This is a genomic window from Lutibacter litoralis (assembly GCF_014646675.1).
GTDB classification, from domain to species: domain Bacteria; phylum Bacteroidota; class Bacteroidia; order Flavobacteriales; family Flavobacteriaceae; genus Lutibacter; species Lutibacter litoralis.
This window is the reverse complement of the sequence record NZ_BMNS01000001.1, coordinates 447,075-464,641: the sequence shown is the minus strand read 5'-3', so window position 1 is coordinate 464,641 and position 17,567 is coordinate 447,075. Positions and strand designations below refer to the sequence as shown.

Annotated in this window: 15 protein-coding genes; 8 read left to right on the top strand and 7 right to left on the bottom strand. The window is 29.3% G+C overall.

The window, feature by feature from the left end; genetic code table 11:
- Positions 1–60 precede the first annotated feature (60 nt).
- Positions 61–981: a glycosyltransferase gene (locus tag IEW75_RS02065; protein ID WP_229714374.1), complete on the top strand. Its 921-nt coding sequence runs from the start codon at positions 61–63 to the stop codon at positions 979–981.
- Here IEW75_RS02065 and IEW75_RS02060 read toward each other — a convergent pair.
- A complete protein-coding gene (locus IEW75_RS02060; RefSeq protein WP_134248376.1) occupies positions 949–1,995 on the bottom strand; it encodes a sensor histidine kinase in 1,047 nt (348 codons plus the stop codon). The two genes, IEW75_RS02065 and IEW75_RS02060, sit on opposite strands and share 33 nt — an antisense overlap.
- A complete protein-coding gene (locus IEW75_RS02055; RefSeq protein ID WP_134248375.1) occupies positions 1,985–2,680 on the bottom strand; it encodes a response regulator transcription factor in 696 nt (231 codons plus the stop codon). Before IEW75_RS02055 ends, IEW75_RS02060 begins: the two co-directional genes overlap by 11 nt.
- 226 nt (positions 2,681–2,906) lie before the next feature.
- On the opposite strand from IEW75_RS02055, the gene IEW75_RS02050 reads away from it, so the two are divergent.
- From IEW75_RS02050 to IEW75_RS02035, 4 genes are all read left to right on the top strand, one after another.
- Positions 2,907–3,698, top strand: coding sequence for a T9SS type A sorting domain-containing protein (locus IEW75_RS02050; RefSeq protein WP_134248374.1), 792 nt, complete (start codon positions 2,907–2,909; stop codon positions 3,696–3,698).
- A gap of 263 nt (positions 3,699–3,961) precedes the next feature.
- On the top strand, positions 3,962–4,765 hold the full coding sequence (locus tag IEW75_RS02045) for a T9SS type A sorting domain-containing protein (RefSeq protein WP_134248373.1): 804 nt from the start codon (positions 3,962–3,964) through the stop codon (positions 4,763–4,765).
- Positions 4,766–5,063: 298 nt separating this feature from the next.
- A complete protein-coding gene (locus IEW75_RS02040; RefSeq protein ID WP_134248372.1) occupies positions 5,064–5,795 on the top strand; it encodes a T9SS type A sorting domain-containing protein in 732 nt (243 codons plus the stop codon).
- 83 nt (positions 5,796–5,878) lie between these two features.
- Positions 5,879–6,595 carry a 3'-5' exonuclease gene (locus IEW75_RS02035; RefSeq protein WP_134248371.1) on the top strand — a complete coding sequence of 239 codons (717 nt, stop codon included), beginning with the start codon at positions 5,879–5,881 and terminating at the stop codon, positions 6,593–6,595.
- A gap of 41 nt (positions 6,596–6,636) precedes the next feature.
- Here the strand turns inward: IEW75_RS02035 and dinB are convergent, their stop codons facing one another.
- The 4 genes from dinB to gdhA (IEW75_RS02015) form a co-directional block, all read right to left on the bottom strand.
- Positions 6,637–7,731, bottom strand: coding sequence for a DNA polymerase IV (gene dinB / locus IEW75_RS02030; protein WP_134248370.1), 1,095 nt, complete (start codon positions 7,729–7,731; stop codon positions 6,637–6,639).
- A 68-nt stretch (positions 7,732–7,799) separates the two neighbouring features.
- A complete protein-coding gene (gdhA, locus tag IEW75_RS02025; RefSeq protein WP_134248369.1) occupies positions 7,800–9,137 on the bottom strand; it encodes an NADP-specific glutamate dehydrogenase in 1,338 nt (445 codons plus the stop codon).
- A gap of 180 nt (positions 9,138–9,317) precedes the next feature.
- A complete protein-coding gene (locus tag IEW75_RS02020; protein ID WP_134248368.1) occupies positions 9,318–12,350 on the bottom strand; it encodes a PEP/pyruvate-binding domain-containing protein in 3,033 nt (1,010 codons plus the stop codon).
- Positions 12,351–12,469: 119 nt separating this feature from the next.
- Positions 12,470–13,813, bottom strand: a complete 1,344-nt coding sequence (gene gdhA, locus IEW75_RS02015) for an NADP-specific glutamate dehydrogenase (protein ID WP_134248367.1) — start codon at positions 13,811–13,813, stop codon at positions 12,470–12,472.
- Positions 13,814–14,075: 262 nt separating this feature from the next.
- Here gdhA (IEW75_RS02015) and pheS point away from each other — a divergent pair, with 262 nt between their 5' ends.
- The 3 genes from pheS (at position 14,076) to IEW75_RS02000 (ending at position 16,650) form a co-directional block, all read left to right on the top strand.
- A complete protein-coding gene (pheS, locus tag IEW75_RS02010) occupies positions 14,076–15,095 on the top strand; it encodes a phenylalanine--tRNA ligase subunit alpha (RefSeq protein ID WP_134248366.1) in 1,020 nt (339 codons plus the stop codon).
- An 84-nt stretch (positions 15,096–15,179) separates the two neighbouring features.
- Positions 15,180–15,581, top strand: a complete 402-nt coding sequence (locus tag IEW75_RS02005) for a hypothetical protein (protein ID WP_134248365.1) — start codon at positions 15,180–15,182, stop codon at positions 15,579–15,581.
- Positions 15,582–15,594: 13 nt separating this feature from the next.
- Positions 15,595–16,650 (top strand): lactonase family protein, encoded by a 1,056-nt coding sequence (locus IEW75_RS02000; protein ID WP_134248364.1) that lies wholly within the window; start codon positions 15,595–15,597, stop codon positions 16,648–16,650.
- Here the strand turns inward: IEW75_RS02000 and IEW75_RS01995 are convergent.
- Positions 16,647–17,561, bottom strand: a complete 915-nt coding sequence (locus IEW75_RS01995) for a hypothetical protein (RefSeq protein WP_134248363.1) — start codon at positions 17,559–17,561, stop codon at positions 16,647–16,649. The two genes, IEW75_RS02000 and IEW75_RS01995, sit on opposite strands and share 4 nt — an antisense overlap.
- Positions 17,562–17,567 lie beyond the last annotated feature (6 nt).

Below are 17,567 nucleotides of genomic sequence, written 5' to 3'. Positions count from 1 at the left end.
AACGCTTTAATAAAAGCTAATTACGAACCTATTTTAGCAAGTGATGGTGCAGCTTTAATTTTGCTTCAAAAAGAATTTCCTTTATTAAAAAGTTATACATTACCTTCTTACAATATAAAATACTCTAAAAGCGGCAAGAATTTAAAATTTAAGCTGCTTTTAAGTATTCCTTCTGTTATTGCGGCAGTAAAAAAAGAACACAAAATAGTAGCTCAAATTATTAAAAAAGAAGGTATTGTTGGAAGTATTTCCGATAATAGATTTGGTGTTTACAATTCAAATATACCAGCTGTTTATATTACACATCAGTTAACTGTTTTATCTGGAAAAACAACAGGAATTACTTCAAAAACACATCAAAAAATAATTAAAAATTTTGATGAATGTTGGGTTCCAGATGTCGAAAATGAGCCTAATTTTTCAAGAAATTTAGGCCATTTAAAAATAAACGACCTTAATCTAAAATATTTAGGAATTTTAAGCAGATTTAAATCTGAAAAATGCGCCCTAAAATATGACTTATTAATAGTACTATCTGGTCCAGAACCACAACGGACTTTATTAGAAGAAAAATTACTTTTAGAACTTAAAAATTACAAAGGAAAAGTACTTTTTGTTAGAGGCACTTTAGAAAAAAAGACAATTTTAGAAGTTTCTAAAAACATTCAGATTAAAAATTATCTTTTAACTGAAACACTTGAAAAAGCACTAAATGAAAGTGAAATTATAATTGCTCGTTCAGGATATTCGACCATAATGGATTTAGCAGTTTTGGGTAAAAAAGCATTTTTTATTCCAACTCCCGGTCAATTTGAGCAAGAATATTTAGCACAAACATTAAAAGAAAAATTAATTGCTCCCTATTCAAATCAGAACGATTTTTCTTTAGAAAAACTTAATGAAATAGTTAACTATACCGGATTTAAAAAAACAACCTCTAATATAGATTTAAATCACTTTCTCCTTTTCGAGCGTAAATGAAAACTCTGAACCTTTACCGAATTCACTTTTTACAAAGATTTGCTCATTATGCGATTCTATTATATGTTTAACAATAGAAAGTCCTAACCCTGAACCCCCTTGATCTCTAGAACGGCTTTGATCAACTCTATAAAAACGCTCAAAGAGTCTAGGTAAATATGCTGCTTTAATTCCCTCACCATCATCAATAACTTTTACCAACACTTTAGGTTCCATTTTCTCGATACTCACCATTATAGTGCCATTTTTTTTAGAATATTTTATAGCATTAACAATCAAGTTAGTAAGTACTTGTTCAATTTTTTCTATATCAGCAATAACCATTATTGGAAAGATATAGTGTTTATTAAAATGCAGCGAAACATTTCTTTTTTTGCCCTTCATTTCTAGTAAATCAAAAACTTCTTGAACTAATTCTAAAATATTAAATGGCTCCTTATTTAAAACTAAATCGGCAGATTCTAATTTAGAAATTAAATCTAAGTCTTTTACAATTGAAATAAGCCTTTCAACACCTTTATTAGCACGTTTAAGGTATTTTTTACTAATTTTTTTATCATCCATTGCGCCATCAGCTAATGTTAATAAATAGCCTTGTACAGTAAATAATGGTGTTTTTAATTCGTGAGAAACATTTCCTAAAAAATCTCTTCTATAATTTTCGCGTAAATGTAAATTTGCGATTTGCTGTTGTTTAAATTCTGCAAATTTTTGAACTTCTCTAGAAAGAGCATCAATATCTGATGTGATTACAGTTTTATTAAAATCGGATCGGTCTAAAACAGAGACTCTATCGTATATTTTTTTGATGCGTTTATAAATAAATTTCTCTAATCTATATTGAATAATTAAAAAAGTAAAGATAAAAATAAGACTCACAAAAGGAACTAAATATTTAATATTTAGGTGGATATCTAGAAATAGATAGGCCGTAACTAATAATACTCCAAGAATAAATAAGGTAATAAATAAAGTAGTCCAAAATGCGAATGAATATGTTCTCTTAATCTTCATTAATAACAAATTTATAACCTACACCTTTTACAGTTTTAAAATATTCTTCCCCTATTTTTTCGCGTAATTTTCTAATATGTACATCAATAGTTCTACCACCAACAACAACTTCATTTCCCCAAACTTTATCTAAAATATCATCTCGTTTAAATACTTTTTCTGGTTTTGACGCTAGTAAAGCAAACAATTCAAATTCCTTTTTTGGCAATGAGAGTTTTTCTCCATCTTTAATAATAACATATTCTTCTCTATCGATAATAATTTCACCTACTTTTACATTATTAGAAGAAACATTTTGAACCTCATTAACTCTTCTTAATAATGCTTTAATTTTACTAATAAGAACTTTAGGTTTAATAGGTTTTGTAATATAATCATCTGCTCCAACATTAAAACCAGCTACTTGTGAATAGTCTTCACCACGTGCAGTAAAAAAAGTAATTAGTACATTTTCTAGACCCTTAGTTGCTCTAATTTTTTCACAGGTTTCTATACCATCCATTTCTGGCATCATAATGTCTAAAATTATTAAATGCGGATTATTTAGTTTAGCAGAGGCTATTGCTTCAACTCCATTTTTAGCGGTATAAACTTTATAACCTTCGTTCTTTAAATTGTAGGATACAATTTCTAAAATATCAGGTTCATCATCAACTAAAAGAATTTTTATAGCTGCTTTTTTCATAATAATAACAGTTTTTAAAACTAAAATCGCTCAAAAGTAATCATTAATTACAATTATAAAACATTAGTAAGAAAGTAATTTAAAGTATAACATTAAGCTAACATTAAACTTACATTAAATTAATTTTCACCGTTAAATTATAATTAAATCCTTAATTTCTAACAATTTATTGGGTTTAAATTAAAATGTTTTTATATTTTTATCAAACAACTACAAAAAAATAGCTATGAAAAAACTTTATTTTTTAGTTGTAGCCATCTTCATGGCTACATTATCATTTGGGCAAACAGATGTTTTTATTAACGAGATTCATTATGATAATGTGGGTGGTGATATTGGTGAAGGTATTGAAATTGCAGGTGTTGCAGGAACTGATTTATCTTTGTATAGAATTTCACTTTATAATGGTAATGGTGGGGCTACCTATGGTTCATCTATTAATTTAGCAGGTGTATTACCAGATGAAGGTAATGGTTATGGAGCAATTTGGTTTAATGAAGTGGGAATTCAAAATGGTGCTCCAGACGGTATGGCTTTAATTAGAATATCTGATTTGTTTGTGTTAGAATTTCTAAGTTACGAGGGGGTTATTACTGCGACAAATGGTGCTGCAAATGGTTTAACCTCAACAGATATTGGAGTTCAAGAGGAGGACAATAGTATTAGTGGTAATACACCAATTGGGTATTCTTTACAATTAACAAATACAGGTTGGGTTGGATCAGTTTTAAAATCAGAAGGACTCTTAAATAATAATCAAACCCTTTCTATTGTTAAAAACCAAATAAAAGATTTCGCAATGTATCCAAATCCAGTTGCTAATGGTAAATTATTTATGACTTCAAGTTTAAATTTAAATAAGAAAGTTGAAATTTATTCCTTAACGGGACAACAAGTCTTTAGTAAAAATTTAAAGAGACAACAATATTTAAATATTTCCAAACTAACCAAGGGTATCTATTTTGTAAAAGTTGAAGAAAATGGGAAAATAGCAACACGAAAATTAGTAGTTGATTAGACCTAAAAATAACTTTATTAATTTTATTTAAAAAATCTCAAATTTTACAATACTTTTTAAAAACAACAATAGAATCTAGTTACTTTATCTTGTTTTCTGTAAAAAAAACCATACAAAAGTATGGAAAAACCATAACTATTTATTCACAAAAATACGTCATTCATTTGTTGTTTTTAACCATGGGCTAAGTTTTAGTTTTATCTACAGATAATCTCTTTTTAAAATAAGATTTTTGTTAAATAATTATCTATTCTACCCTAAGTATGATTACGAAAAATACCCCAAAGCTGAGATTTAATACTTTTATTCTTTTTATCTTTTTATCTTTTTCAAGTTTTTCTCAAAATGTTTTTATTTCTGAAGTTCATGTTGATAATGGAGTTGAAGTAACAGGTTTAACAAATACTTGGGTAGAAGGTTATTCAATTTCTGTAAATAGCTTTTTTTTCTTTTTTGGTATTCAACTTAGTGAAATAACTGCGGCAATTAAATTAACTGGTAATTTAACAGAAGGAACAAATGGTACATTATCCGTAAAAAATTTAGAAGTTGACAACTTAAATTGGAATGCCGGCTGGTTTGATTGGGGTAGAGTTGTTTTATTAAAAAATAAAAATAATGAAGTTATTGATGCTGTTTACTATGGAACAGCATTAAATTCACCACCTAACAATGCTACTTATATTGGCAATAATTTACCAAACCCTACATCCGGTAATTCGATTCAACTTTTACCTATTGATGGGGATTGGTCAAATGGAGATTGGATTGAAAAACCAGCTACCAAAGGAGTTGTTAATTTTGCTAAATCATTATCAATAGTTAAAAACAACATTGAAGGTTTCAAAATGTATCCAAATCCAGTTTCTAACGGGCAACTTAATGTTACTTCAAATAATTGGGCAGATAAGCATGTAGAAATTTACAATATAGCAGGCCAACAAGTTTATAGTAAAAAAGTTAGCAATAAAGAAGTTATACATATTTCAAATTTGAATAAAGGAATTTATATGGTTAGGATAAATGAAGAAGGAAAAATTTCTACCCGTAAATTAGTTGTTAATTAAATTAGATTGTTTAAAAGTCCAATCAAACTATAAAAAAAGTAAAATTTTATCATACCTAAATTTTGATTCAAAAAAACAGAAGGGGTGTTTATTTTACGCTTTTTTTTACTAAATATTTATTAAATCAATACCAAAAGTATGGTAAAACCATACAGAATTATGGTTATTTTCTATCAATTTATTGATATTAATATACCATTTATTTAGTTTTTATAACTACTGGCTAAGTTACATCTATAGGCACAATTATTTATACAATAAAGCAAGATATTTGGGGACATTTTAATTGTTCATCCCCATGACAAAATTATACATTTCATTAATTGTTTTACTAATAACAATTTCAGGTTTTAGTCAGAATGTTTATATTTCTGAAATTAATTATACAGGCAATAATCCATTTGTTGAATTAGCTGTATATAGAGAGAACGGAAACGGAAATACCCAATTAGAAGGTTGGACTTTAGTTCTGTATGATAGTAATGGATATAGAATAGAAAGTATATATTTAAAAGGGAAGCTTAAAGAAGGAGATTTTTATATTATAGAGAATAGATATTTTGACACTAAAGGTGGAGGAGCTATTCTTCACAAGGATAAAAAAACAATTGAATCTTTAAGTTATGGTAGTGTTAGGAACTTTAATAAGTTTGAACATATTGCTAGTACAACTGGAGAAAATTCAATTCAAAGAGTGTTAGATCCTTTAACTAATAAGCCAATAGGCTGGACTGTAGCTTTACCAACACAAGGAAATCCTACTGCGCAAAAATCTCTTTCCGTAACTAAAGATCAGATAGAAAATTTTAATATTTATCCAAACCCTGCTAGAAATGGCAAGATTTCAATCACAACAAAAAATTCATTAGACAAAAATGTTGTTATTTATTCAATTTTAGGAAGTGTAGTTTATAACAAAACAGTGCGTTCTAATGAAGTTATTAACTTAGAAAATTTAAGTACAGGTTTGTACTTAGTTCAAGTTGAAGAAGATGAAAAAGTTTCAGTTAGAAAGCTTTTAATTAATTAAGATAGCAACTTTTAAAATATAAAAAAAATCATTCCAATTTCAGGAATGATTTTTTTTGTTATATTTAGGCTTAAAATTAAGCTATGAATATTAAAACTAATTTTGAAAACATTCTGTTTTTAGATATAGAAACCGTACCAGAAACTGAGTTCTACAACGATTTATCTGAAGAAAAACAAGAGCTTTTTGCTTTAAAAACTCAATACCAACGTAAAGAAGAACAAACACCTGAGGAGTTTTACGAGAGGGCAGGAATTTGGGCTGAATTCGGTAAAATTGTATGTGTTTCAGTAGGATATTTTACTAATTTTAAAACGAATGATCGAAAATTTAGAGTCACCTCTTTTTTTGGTGACGAAATTAAAATTTTAGAAGATTTTAAAAACTTACTAGATCTCCACTTTAATAAACCAACCCATTTATTATGCGCCCATAACGGTAAAGAGTTTGATTTCCCATACATTGCTAGACGCATGATTATTCATCAAATTAAGCTACCAGAGAAACTAAATTTATTTGGTAAAAAACCCTGGGAGATTCCACATTTAGACACTATGGAATTGTGGAAATTTGGCGATTATAAACATTATACTTCTTTAAAGTTGCTTACATCTATATTAAATATTCCCTCTCCAAAAGATGATATTAATGGAAGTGAAGTAGGAGCTGTTTACTATAAAGAAAAAAATATAGCACGTATTGTAACCTATTGTGAAAAAGACACCATAGCAATTGCTCAGCTATTACTTCGTTTTAATAATGAACCTTTAATAGAAGAGTTTGATATAGTTCACGTATAAAATTAGCTTGCTTATTAATTAGATTTATCTAAGAAACTATTTTAAAATTCAAATTTAAATTGAATGTTTAAGGGTTTTTCTGGTTTGTTTTTTAAGTGAATGTTCAAATTAGAAACTGAAATACCCAACAAACGGACAGAGTTTAACACCTTTTCTTGATAAAGTAGCTCTTTAACAGTGTCTAATAAAATCGCTTTTTCTTTAATAAAATACGGTAACGTTTTACTGCGTGTCTGGGTTTTAAAATCGCTATATTTAATTTTTAAGGTAACTGTCTTTCCTGAAACTTTAGCCTTTTGTAAACGTTCTTCTAGTTCTTCTGAAATTTGTTTCAATTTCTCCATCATAAAAATTTCGGAAGTTAAATTTGTATTAAAAGTCTGTTCAGCAGCAACAGATTTTCGTTCTCGGTTTGGTTTCACCTTACTATTATGAATTCCTCTAACAATATTGTAATAATGTAAACCTGAACTTTTAAAATGTTGGGTTAAAAACGTTTCGCTTTTAGCTTTTAAATCACTGCCTTTAAAAATACCAAGATTGTACATTCTTGCAGCGGTAACTTTACCAATTCCAAAGAATTTTTTTATTGGTAATTCTTCTAAAAAAGATATTATTTCTTCAGGAGGAATAGTTTTTTGCCCATTAGGTTTGTTTATATCGGAAGCAATTTTAGCAATAAATTTACTGCTTGAAATACCTGCAGAGGCATTTAAATGTAATTCGTCTAAAATTCGCTTTCTAATTTCTTTTGCTAATAAACTAGCCGAGGGAATTCCTTTTTTATTTTCTGTAACATCTAAATACGCTTCATCTAATGAAAGTGGCTCTACTAAATCGGTATATTCATAAAAAATGCTTCTAATTTTTTTTGAAATTTCTTTATAACGTTCAAATCGAGGTTTTACAAAGATTAATTGTGGACATTTTTTTCTTGCAATTACGCCACTCATTGCAGAACGCACTCCAAATTTACGGGCTTCGTAACTTGCTGCAGAAACTACACCTCGCTCTCCACCTCCTCCAACAGCAATTGGCTTTCCTTTTAAGGCTGGATTGTCTAATTGTTCTACAGAAGCATAAAACGCATCCATATCTACGTGTATTATTTTGCGATATGTATTATTTTGCTCCATCTTAAACAAAGATAAAAAGAAAAGGGTTGCTAATTAGCAACCCTTTTAAACCTAATATAAACTTTAATTTACACAACACCTAAATCTAACATAGAGTCCGCTACTTTAATAAAACCAGCAATATTTGCTCCTTTTACGTAGTTTATGTAACCATCTTCTTCTGTTCCGTACTTTAAACAAGCTGTGTGAATAGAATGCATAATTTGATGCAATTTAGCATCAACCTCTTCTTTTGTCCAATTTAATTTCATTGCATTTTGAGACATTTCTAAACCAGAAACTCCTACACCACCAGCATTTACTGCTTTACCAGGCCCGTATAAAATTTTAGCTACATGAAATGCATCAACTGCTTCTGGAGTACAACCCATATTTGAAACTTCCGCTACATATTGTACACCATTTGCAACTAATTTTACAGCATCTTCACCATTCAATTCATTTTGTGTTGCACAAGGCATTGCAATATCACATTTTACACCCCAAGGTTTTTCTCCCGCATAAAATTTAGCTTCTGGAAACTCATCAGCATATGGAGAAACAATATCGTTATTAGACGCTCTTAATTGCAATAAGTAATTAATTTTATCTGCATCCAATCCTTTTTCATCATAAACATATCCGTCAGGTCCAGAGATTGTAACCACTTTTCCACCTAGTTCAGTAATTTTTAGAGCTACACCCCAAGTTACATTTCCAAAGCCAGAAAGCGCTATTGTTTTACCTTCAAAAGTATCATTTTTAGTGTCCAGCATTTCCTTTGTGAAGTAAACACCACCAAAACCTGTTGCTTCTGGTCTAATTAAACTTCCTCCCCAATTTAGTCCTTTACCAGTAAAAACTCCTGAGTTTTCTTGTTGCAGTTTTTTATACATTCCGTACATAAAACCAATTTCTCTACCACCAGTTCCAATATCACCAGCTGGCACATCTGTACTTGGCCCAATAAGCCTCCATAGTTCTAACATAAAAGCTTGGCAGAAACGCATAATTTCTGTATCAGATTTTCCTTTAGGATTAAAATCTGATCCTCCTTTTCCACCTCCCATTGGTAGTGTAGTTAAGGCATTTTTAAATATTTGCTCAAACCCTAAAAACTTTAAAATACTTAAATTTACACTTGGGTGTAAACGTATTCCTCCTTTATAAGGGCCAATCGCATTATTATATTGAACTCTATGACCCAAATTAACTTGAACATTTCCTGCATCATCTATCCAAGAAATTCTAAATGTTAAAATTCTATCTGGCTCTACTAAACGTTCAATAATTTTGGCAGCTTCGTATTGTGGATTTTCATTATATATAGTCTCAATAGACTCTAAAACTTCATGAACAGCCTGTAAATATTCTTTTTCACCAGGGTGTTTAGTTTCCAAATTTGTTAATATTTCTTTTACATTCATAATGACATAATTTATAACTGTTATATAAAATAAAGATAATAACAAAAATACATATTTTAAATTGAATTTCAAATAACATTCTTATCAATAATTTTAATATTTATTATTAAATTATACTTTTTTTATTAATTTGAAATTATTATACTTATTTTAAGTTGTTTTTTTATCATATACATATTTTTACATAAATCCATCTGGAGGCAATTCTTCAATAGAATCTTCTATTTTTACGCTTGTTTCTTGTGCCGAAAAACCTTCTTTAAAAATAGCCGCTTTATTATATTTACCTTCAATTATAGCCGTAAGCGGCTCTTTAAAACAAATATGCCTTAAATAAGCATCTTCAAAAATAGCTTCGTTCTCATTTAAATAATCTACATCAAAAAAGCCATCTTTTATAAATGGATTTATTGTTAAATAACCCACTTTAAATGAAGTTAAATTTTGAAAAAAATGGGTTCCTTGACTTGGATCAATTCTAAAATTATTTAAACCAGATTCTACAATTATTTTTGCAGCAGAAATTTGAGGCCAAATTACTGGAATTCCCAACCAAGGATCACTAGAACCCCAACGCCCAGGTCCAACCAAAATATATTTTTTATCCATTGTTGCAAATTTTTTATTAATTTGTTCAACAGCTATAGCAATTTCTCTAGTATTGGCCGAATTAAAAGTTTCTGGTTTTACATAAACAACATCGTAAATATTTTCATATTTCCCATTTCCTAAAGCGGATTCAGAATAAATAATTGTATCTGAAAGTTCAAAATTTTCAGGCAATCTACTAACGGTTTCGACACTTTCTATAATGGGTCTTATTTGTAAAAAACTAAATTCTTTTGGCTTTCCAGCTGGAACATCGAGTTTAACAGCAAACTCGATTTCTATTGGATTTCTCATTTCTCGTTGTCCAATTCGCAATAGTTCTTTTAGAATTTCTGGTAAAGGAAACGTGTTGTATTTTAGAATATTATCGAATGAAATTACACGAATTCCATCGTGCATAACGCCTGGTCTTATTATATTATTTTGCAAATCATATGTTGAAGCTACAAATTTTAAGGAGCCGTGATTTTCTGCGGCTCTAATAGTTACCTTCTTTTTATTGATTGCTTCACTGGTTGAAACTTTATAACTATCTGGATCTATATCCAAACCATAAAAATACTGCTGTGTATCTCTCTGCGTTGAACCTGGAGAAGATAGTTGTAGAATTTTTTTTGGATGAAAAGGTGAAAAACGTAAGGTTTGACCTCCACCCACAATTATTTCGCCTAAACCTAAAGCTATATTGGCAATTCCTTCATTAGGCTTCTCATCTCCTATAGGATAAAAATTAATAGAGCGTGCCACACCAGAAATATTTGGATAATACACATCTTGGTATTGTTTTCCAATAACTTCCTGTAAAATTACAGCCATTTTATCCTCTTCGATAGTATGTGATGTAGCTTTTAAATAAGATTTACTGCTTTGAAAAAATGACGAAGCAATAACAGATTTAATTGCATTAGAAACCATTTCAACCATTTTATTTATTTCTGAATTCGGAATCATATAAGTTGCAAAAACTCCTGCAAATGGCTGATAATTAGAATCCTCTAACATACTTGACGATCGTATAGCAATGGGCGATTTGGTAGTCTTTAAAAATGCGCAAACATCTTCAACTGCCCATTCCGGAAGATCTTTTGAAATAAATTCATTCAATATCTCCTCATCATTAGAACATTCTGCTGCAAATTTTATTAGTTTATGTGTTTCAATAAATTGATCGAAAACTTCGGTACTAATTACTACCGTTCTTGGTATAGTAATGCTTACGTTTTCGTATTTGTTAAATAAATTATTTCTTTTTAAAAAGGAATCTATAAAAGCTAAACCTCTTCCTTTCCCGCCTAAAGCGCCTTCCCCAATTCTTGCAAACCCAACAAACTCGTCGTATTTACGTTTATCAAATTTTACAATTACACCCCTTGATCTATAAACCCTATAAACATTAATGGAATTAATTAAAAAATCTCTTATTTGATATTTATTTTCAAAATCATCAAATTCTACATTGCTAAACAAATCAGCCAATGGGAAAAGAGCTCTTGATTTTAACCATTTTGAAAATTCGCTTCTTTTGGCGTGATATACCAAGCAATCTTCACTTACAATATGCAATGCTTTTTGAAATTCGGTTAAATCTTTTACAACTGCTAATACTTTCATTTGAGTTGGGTCCCAAAATTCAAAATTTCCAAAAGAAAAATACTTTGCAATATAATTTTTAATATCTACTCCTAAAGTTTCTGAATGTTTGTATAAAAATTTCCCTTTAAGCTCTAAAGCTCGTTTTTCGTTATTGGCATCTGATGATTGAATTAAAAATGGAAAATAGCGCTTAAAACTTCTAACATAATCTAAAAACAAGAATCCTGCTTCTTTATTCCGAACTCCGTCTTTAAAGTAATTAACATCTGATATTACACCTAATAAATTATTTCTATAATTATTAAACAAACTAATACCTTCTTCAAAAGTTGTGGCTAACAATATTTTAGGTCTACCACGCATTAATAACATTTTTCTGTGCTCATTTAAACCTTCAGACATAAATGCCTGAGTTTGTTTTAATATAACTTTGTAAATTAATGGAATGTATCTTGAGTAAAATTTTAAAGAGTCTTCTACTAATAATATAGCTTTAACACCTATATCATTAATATCTCTTTCCGCATTCATTCGGTCTTCGGTTAATTTAATAATAGCTAAAAATATATCTACATTTCCATTCCAATGAAAAACATAATCTATAATTCCTGTATTTCCTTTTTGCAACTTGCTTCTTAGTTCTGAAGAGTAATGACTTAATGCTGCAATTGGTACATGTGGAAAAGCCTCTTTAATTTTTTTTGAAGTTTCGAAAGCCTTATAATTGCCAATATCTAACCAAGTAATTACAATATCAATTTTATCTGAAGCTAACATTTTGATAGCTCTTCTTGAAGAATTTGCGTGTATAAAACTTGGTGGATATCTTAAATTTAATGAAGTATATTCGTTAAAAATACGCTCATCTATTCTTCCATCTTCTTCAAGCATATAATAATCGTAATTAGAACAAACTATTAAAACTTTATTTATTCTATTTTGCATTAATTTATCAAAAGCAACTTCTTCAAATGCATAAGATTTTAGATTTGGTAATAGTTTTTTCGTCATATTGTCTGCTTTTTATTACTATGCAAGATATAAATTTTGTTTAGTTATATTATAATTGGATATAAAAAAAGGGTCACTCTAAAGCAACCCTCTTAAGTGTAAAAATAAAAAGAATCTGATTAAACAACACCTTGTGCTAACATAGCATCAGCTACTTTAACAAAACCTGCAATATTAGCTCCGGTTACATAGTCGATAGTTCCGTCATCTTTTTTACCATACTTGATACAAGAATCATGAATATCGGTCATAATTTTTTTCAATCTTTCGTCAACTTCTTCACGAGACCATAAAATACGTAAAGAATTTTGAGACATTTCTAAACCAGAAGTTGCAACACCACCAGCATTTGAGGCTTTACCAGGAGCATATAAAATATTTGCACCTTGGAAAGCCGAGATAGCTTCAGGTCTTGATGGCATATTAGCACCTTCGGAAACTACAAAACATCCATTAGCCAATAGATTTTTAGCATCACCTAAATCTATTTCATTCTGAGTTGCGCAAGGCATTGCAACATCACATTTTTCACCCCAAGGTCTTTGTCCAGCAACATATTTTGCTTTTGGATATTTACCAACATATTCTATAATTCTTCCGTGTTTGTTATTTTTAAGATCCATTACAAAAGCTAATTTATCTGCATCGATACCTTCTTCATCAAAAATATATCCTCCCGAATCAGATAAAGTAACAACTTTAGCTCCTAATTGAGTTGCTTTTTCACAAGCATACTGGGCAACATTTCCAGAACCTGAAACAGTAACAGTTTTTCCTTTAATTGTATCTCCTCTTGTTTCTAGCATGCTTTGAGCAAAATAAACGGTTCCATAACCAGTTGCTTCAGGACGAATTAATGATCCACCCCAAGACATTCCCTTACCAGTTAACACACCTGTAAATTCGTTACGAAGTTTTTTATACATTCCAAACAAGAACCCAATTTCTCTACCACCAACACCTATATCTCCTGCAGGAATATCAGTATTTGGACCAATATGACGGAATAATTCTCCCATAAAACTTTGGCAAAAACGCATGATTTCACCATCAGATTTTCCTTTTGGATCAAAATCAGATCCACCCTTACCACCACCCATTGGCAGTGTAGTTAATGCATTTTTAAATACTTGCTCAAAAGCTAAGAATTTAAGAATACTCAAGTTTACTGAAGGATGAAAACGTAAACCACCTTTGTAAGGGCCAATAGCAGAGTTCATTTCAATTCTAAACCCTCTATTAACAACAATTTCTCCTCTATCATCTACCCAAGGCACTCTAAACATTAATACTCTCTCTGGCTCAACCATTCTTAATAATATGTTTTTACCATAGTAAATTTCTTGACTAGCTATATAAGGAATAACCGTTTCGGCTACTTCTTCTACAGCTTGTAAAAATTCAGGTTCAAATTGGTTACGTTCTTTAACCAGATCCATAAACTCTTTAATTTTTGATTCCATAATTTATGATGTATTATTTTGAATTTAATATAATTTGCTACACAAATATAGCCAATAAATAATGCTATATATAAAATTAGTACTATTTTTTACGAAAATATTTGCACTTCCTCAAACGTTTTCGTAATAAGTGTTTTTTAAACTTTTCTACAATTAAAATACTTACTCAATTTGTATCAAAAAAAGTTCTATTTATCAATATAGATTCAATATTATTTATCAAAATAAAATTGTGTAAATTTGCACCCTAATTTTATATAAAATGTTAGATAAAGTAAAAGAATTGATTGGAGAAGTAGCTGCATTTAATGCAACTTCTAAAGATGAAATTGAAACTTTTAGAATTAAATTTTTAAGTAAAAAAGGAATACTTAATGATTTATTCGCTGAATTTAAAAATGTAGCTCCTACTGAAAGAAAAGAATTTGGTCAGGCATTAAATACGCTTAAAAATTCAGCACAAGATAAAGTAAACCAACTAAAAGATACTCTAGAAAATGCGAGTGAACAATTAGGTGTTTATGGTGATTTAACTCAACCAGAAGAGCCTATTGAATTAGGTTCTCGCCATCCAATATCTATAGTTAAAAATAAAATTATTGATGTTTTTTCTCGTGTAGGTTTTACAGTTTCTGAAGGTCCTGAAATTGAAGATGACTGGCATAATTTTACGGCGTTAAATTTACCAGAATACCATCCAGCACGTGATATGCAGGATACTTTTTTTATTGAAACAAATCCAGATATTTTATTGCGTACACATACATCTTCTGTTCAAGTGCGTTATATGGAAAACCACAAACCACCAATTAGAACCATTTCTCCGGGAAGAGTTTTTAGGAATGAAGATATTTCGGCGCGAGCACATTGTATTTTTCATCAAGTTGAAGGTTTATATATAGATACCGATGTTTCTTTTGCAGATTTAAAACAAACCTTACTGTACTTTACCAAAGAAATGTTTGGGAAGTCTAAAATTCGTTTACGCCCTTCTTATTTTCCGTTTACAGAGCCAAGTGCCGAAGTAGATATTTACTGGGGATTAGAAACTGAAACAGATTATAAAATTACCAAAGGAACTGGTTGGTTAGAAATTATGGGCTGCGGGATGGTAGATCCAAATGTATTAAAAAACGCCAATATTGATCCTGATGTTTACAGCGGTTACGCTTTTGGAATGGGGATTGAACGTATTGCAATGCTTTTGTACCAAATTCCAGATATTAGAATGTTTTATGAAAACGATGTGCGTTTTTTAGAACAGTTCAAATCGGTAATATAGTTTAAAAGTAACATGTTTTTAAAGTTATAAGTTTAAAGCACTACATTATAGGCTTTTTACATTCAACTTTATAAACTAATTTTTATGAAAAAAGACATTAAAATACCAGAGGTAACAGACGTTTTTATGGCAGTTGTTAAAGAATATAACAACGAATTTCAATGTGAAGATTGGAATGCTTATATTATTAACAACAAAGATGTTGCTATAGAAATGGTGTTGATAGTTTCTAAAGGTTATGATGAAGATAAAATGATTGAAACAGCTGTTTTAAGGCATAAAATTGAAAAATTACCTTCAAAATCCTTTGCTAAAGTTGAACTTTTACAAGAAGATGTATTAAATCTTTCAAACTTTTTTAATGTTACTTTTTTTAAACAGAATGCCATGCACGATAAAAAATTCTTGTTTGAAAAAGGCTCCATTAAAGAAGGTGCGCTTAGAAATATTCCTTTGTTAAATAAACGTGGAATACTCATAAAATAATACTTAAAAATAGATGAAAAATACCTTTACTTTTTTATTAATGAGCATTGGCTTATTTACTTACGCACAAAATATTCCAATGTATGTTGGAACTTATACTGGTGAAGATAGCCAAGGTATTTTCCTTTATAATTTCAACGTTAAAACTGGTGAATTAAATAACAGAAGGTTAGCAGTTGAGGCTGTAAATCCTTCTTTTTTAACTTTTTCAAAAGACAAAAAGTTTCTGTATGCAGTTAGTGAAAGTAATGAAGGAAGTTCTGTTAACGCATATAAAGTCAATAATAACGGCTCACTTACTTTAATTAATAAAGTAAATAGCAAAGGTAAAGGTCCTTGCCATGTACAATTAAATAAAAAAGGAGATAAAGCTGTTGTTTCAAATTATGGTGGCGGAAATTTCGCTATTTTTAATATAAATAAAGATGGTAGTTTACAAGAGGCTTTTCAAGTTATTAACCACAATATTGAAACAAAAAAAGCGCATGCCCATTCTGCAAAATTTTTAAATTCTAATTTATTTGTAGCCGATTTAGGACGTGATTTTTTAGCACATTATATTGAAGAGCAAGGTAATTTTACTTTAAATGAAAAGTATAAAATGGAAACTGGTGCTGGACCAAGACATTTTGAAATTACTAAAAATGGAAAATATATTTATGTTATTAATGAATTAAATTCTACGGTAACCACTCTAAAAAAAGACAAAAATAGCTATAAAAACATTCAAAATATTAGCACTCTAAGTTCTGATTTTATAGGGAAAAGTTATTGTGCAGATATTCATTTATCTAAAAATGAAAAATTTGTATACGGTTCAAATAGAGGTGAAAATTCTATTGCAGTTTTTAAAAGAAATATAAAAAATGGTAGGCTCCAAAAAGTTCAAAATATAAGTGTTAATGGTAATTGGCCAAGAAACTTTACGCTTTCACCAAATGGGGAATTTTTATTAGTTGCCAACCAAAAAAGTAAAAATATTAGCGTTTACAAAATTAATAAAAGTTCTGGTAAGTTATCTTTTTTAAACAGCATTAAAGCCCCAACACCAGTATATTTACTATTTTAGTTCTTTAATTCAAAATAATAGATATTATCTGCATTGCTATATCTAAATGAAGTTATATACCCTGAGTTTTCATTTATAAAAACAACCCCTAAATCATCAAATTCTGAATTAAATTTAGCTAGTTTTATAGGCACACCCCAAATTCCGTTCCTTTTAACAATTTTATAAATGTTAAAACTTCCTTGCTCTCTTTCTACTTCAGTTATAAGGAATTCTCCCTTTTTATTTTGATCATAGGCCACTCTAGTTATTTTTCCATCATAAAGATTTGATGCAAAATAAATGGTATTTTCATTATAATACGTCGGATTTATAATTTCGAATTCTGGATGAGAGATATATACAACTTCTCCTTTTTCCCATTCGTTATTTTCATTTCTTTTAAGTTCTAACAAATGTAAATATCCTTTTTCGTTAGTAACAACCGTCATTCTAGAGCCATCTTTTGAAATTGTTGGATAGGTATATGAAAAATCTAAACTGCAAATAGGTAATTGCTCAATCTCTTTAACCTTAAACTTTTCTATTTTTCCTTTATAAATTGTAAAATTATTTGTGCCAAAAGCGCTTAACTTTTTAGTGATCCCCGTAAAATAAATTTCATTATTAAAAATAGTAACAGCACCTAAATTATATTTTGACCCGATTTTGAACTTTTGGGATTCCGATTTTAGATTTGAATAAAAGAGCTTATAATTATTACTATTATAGTTTGAGGCATAAATCAATCCTTCATTATAAAGTGTTGGAAAAATATTTCCTGCTGAATTTAATGATATATAAGATTCAAAAATACGAATATCATCATTTTCAAAAATAAGGTTATTAGATTGTGCCTTAATTTCAAAAACATATAAAACGGCTAAAACTAATACAAATAAAATGTTTCTATTTACACTTTTGCTTTTCAATTTTTT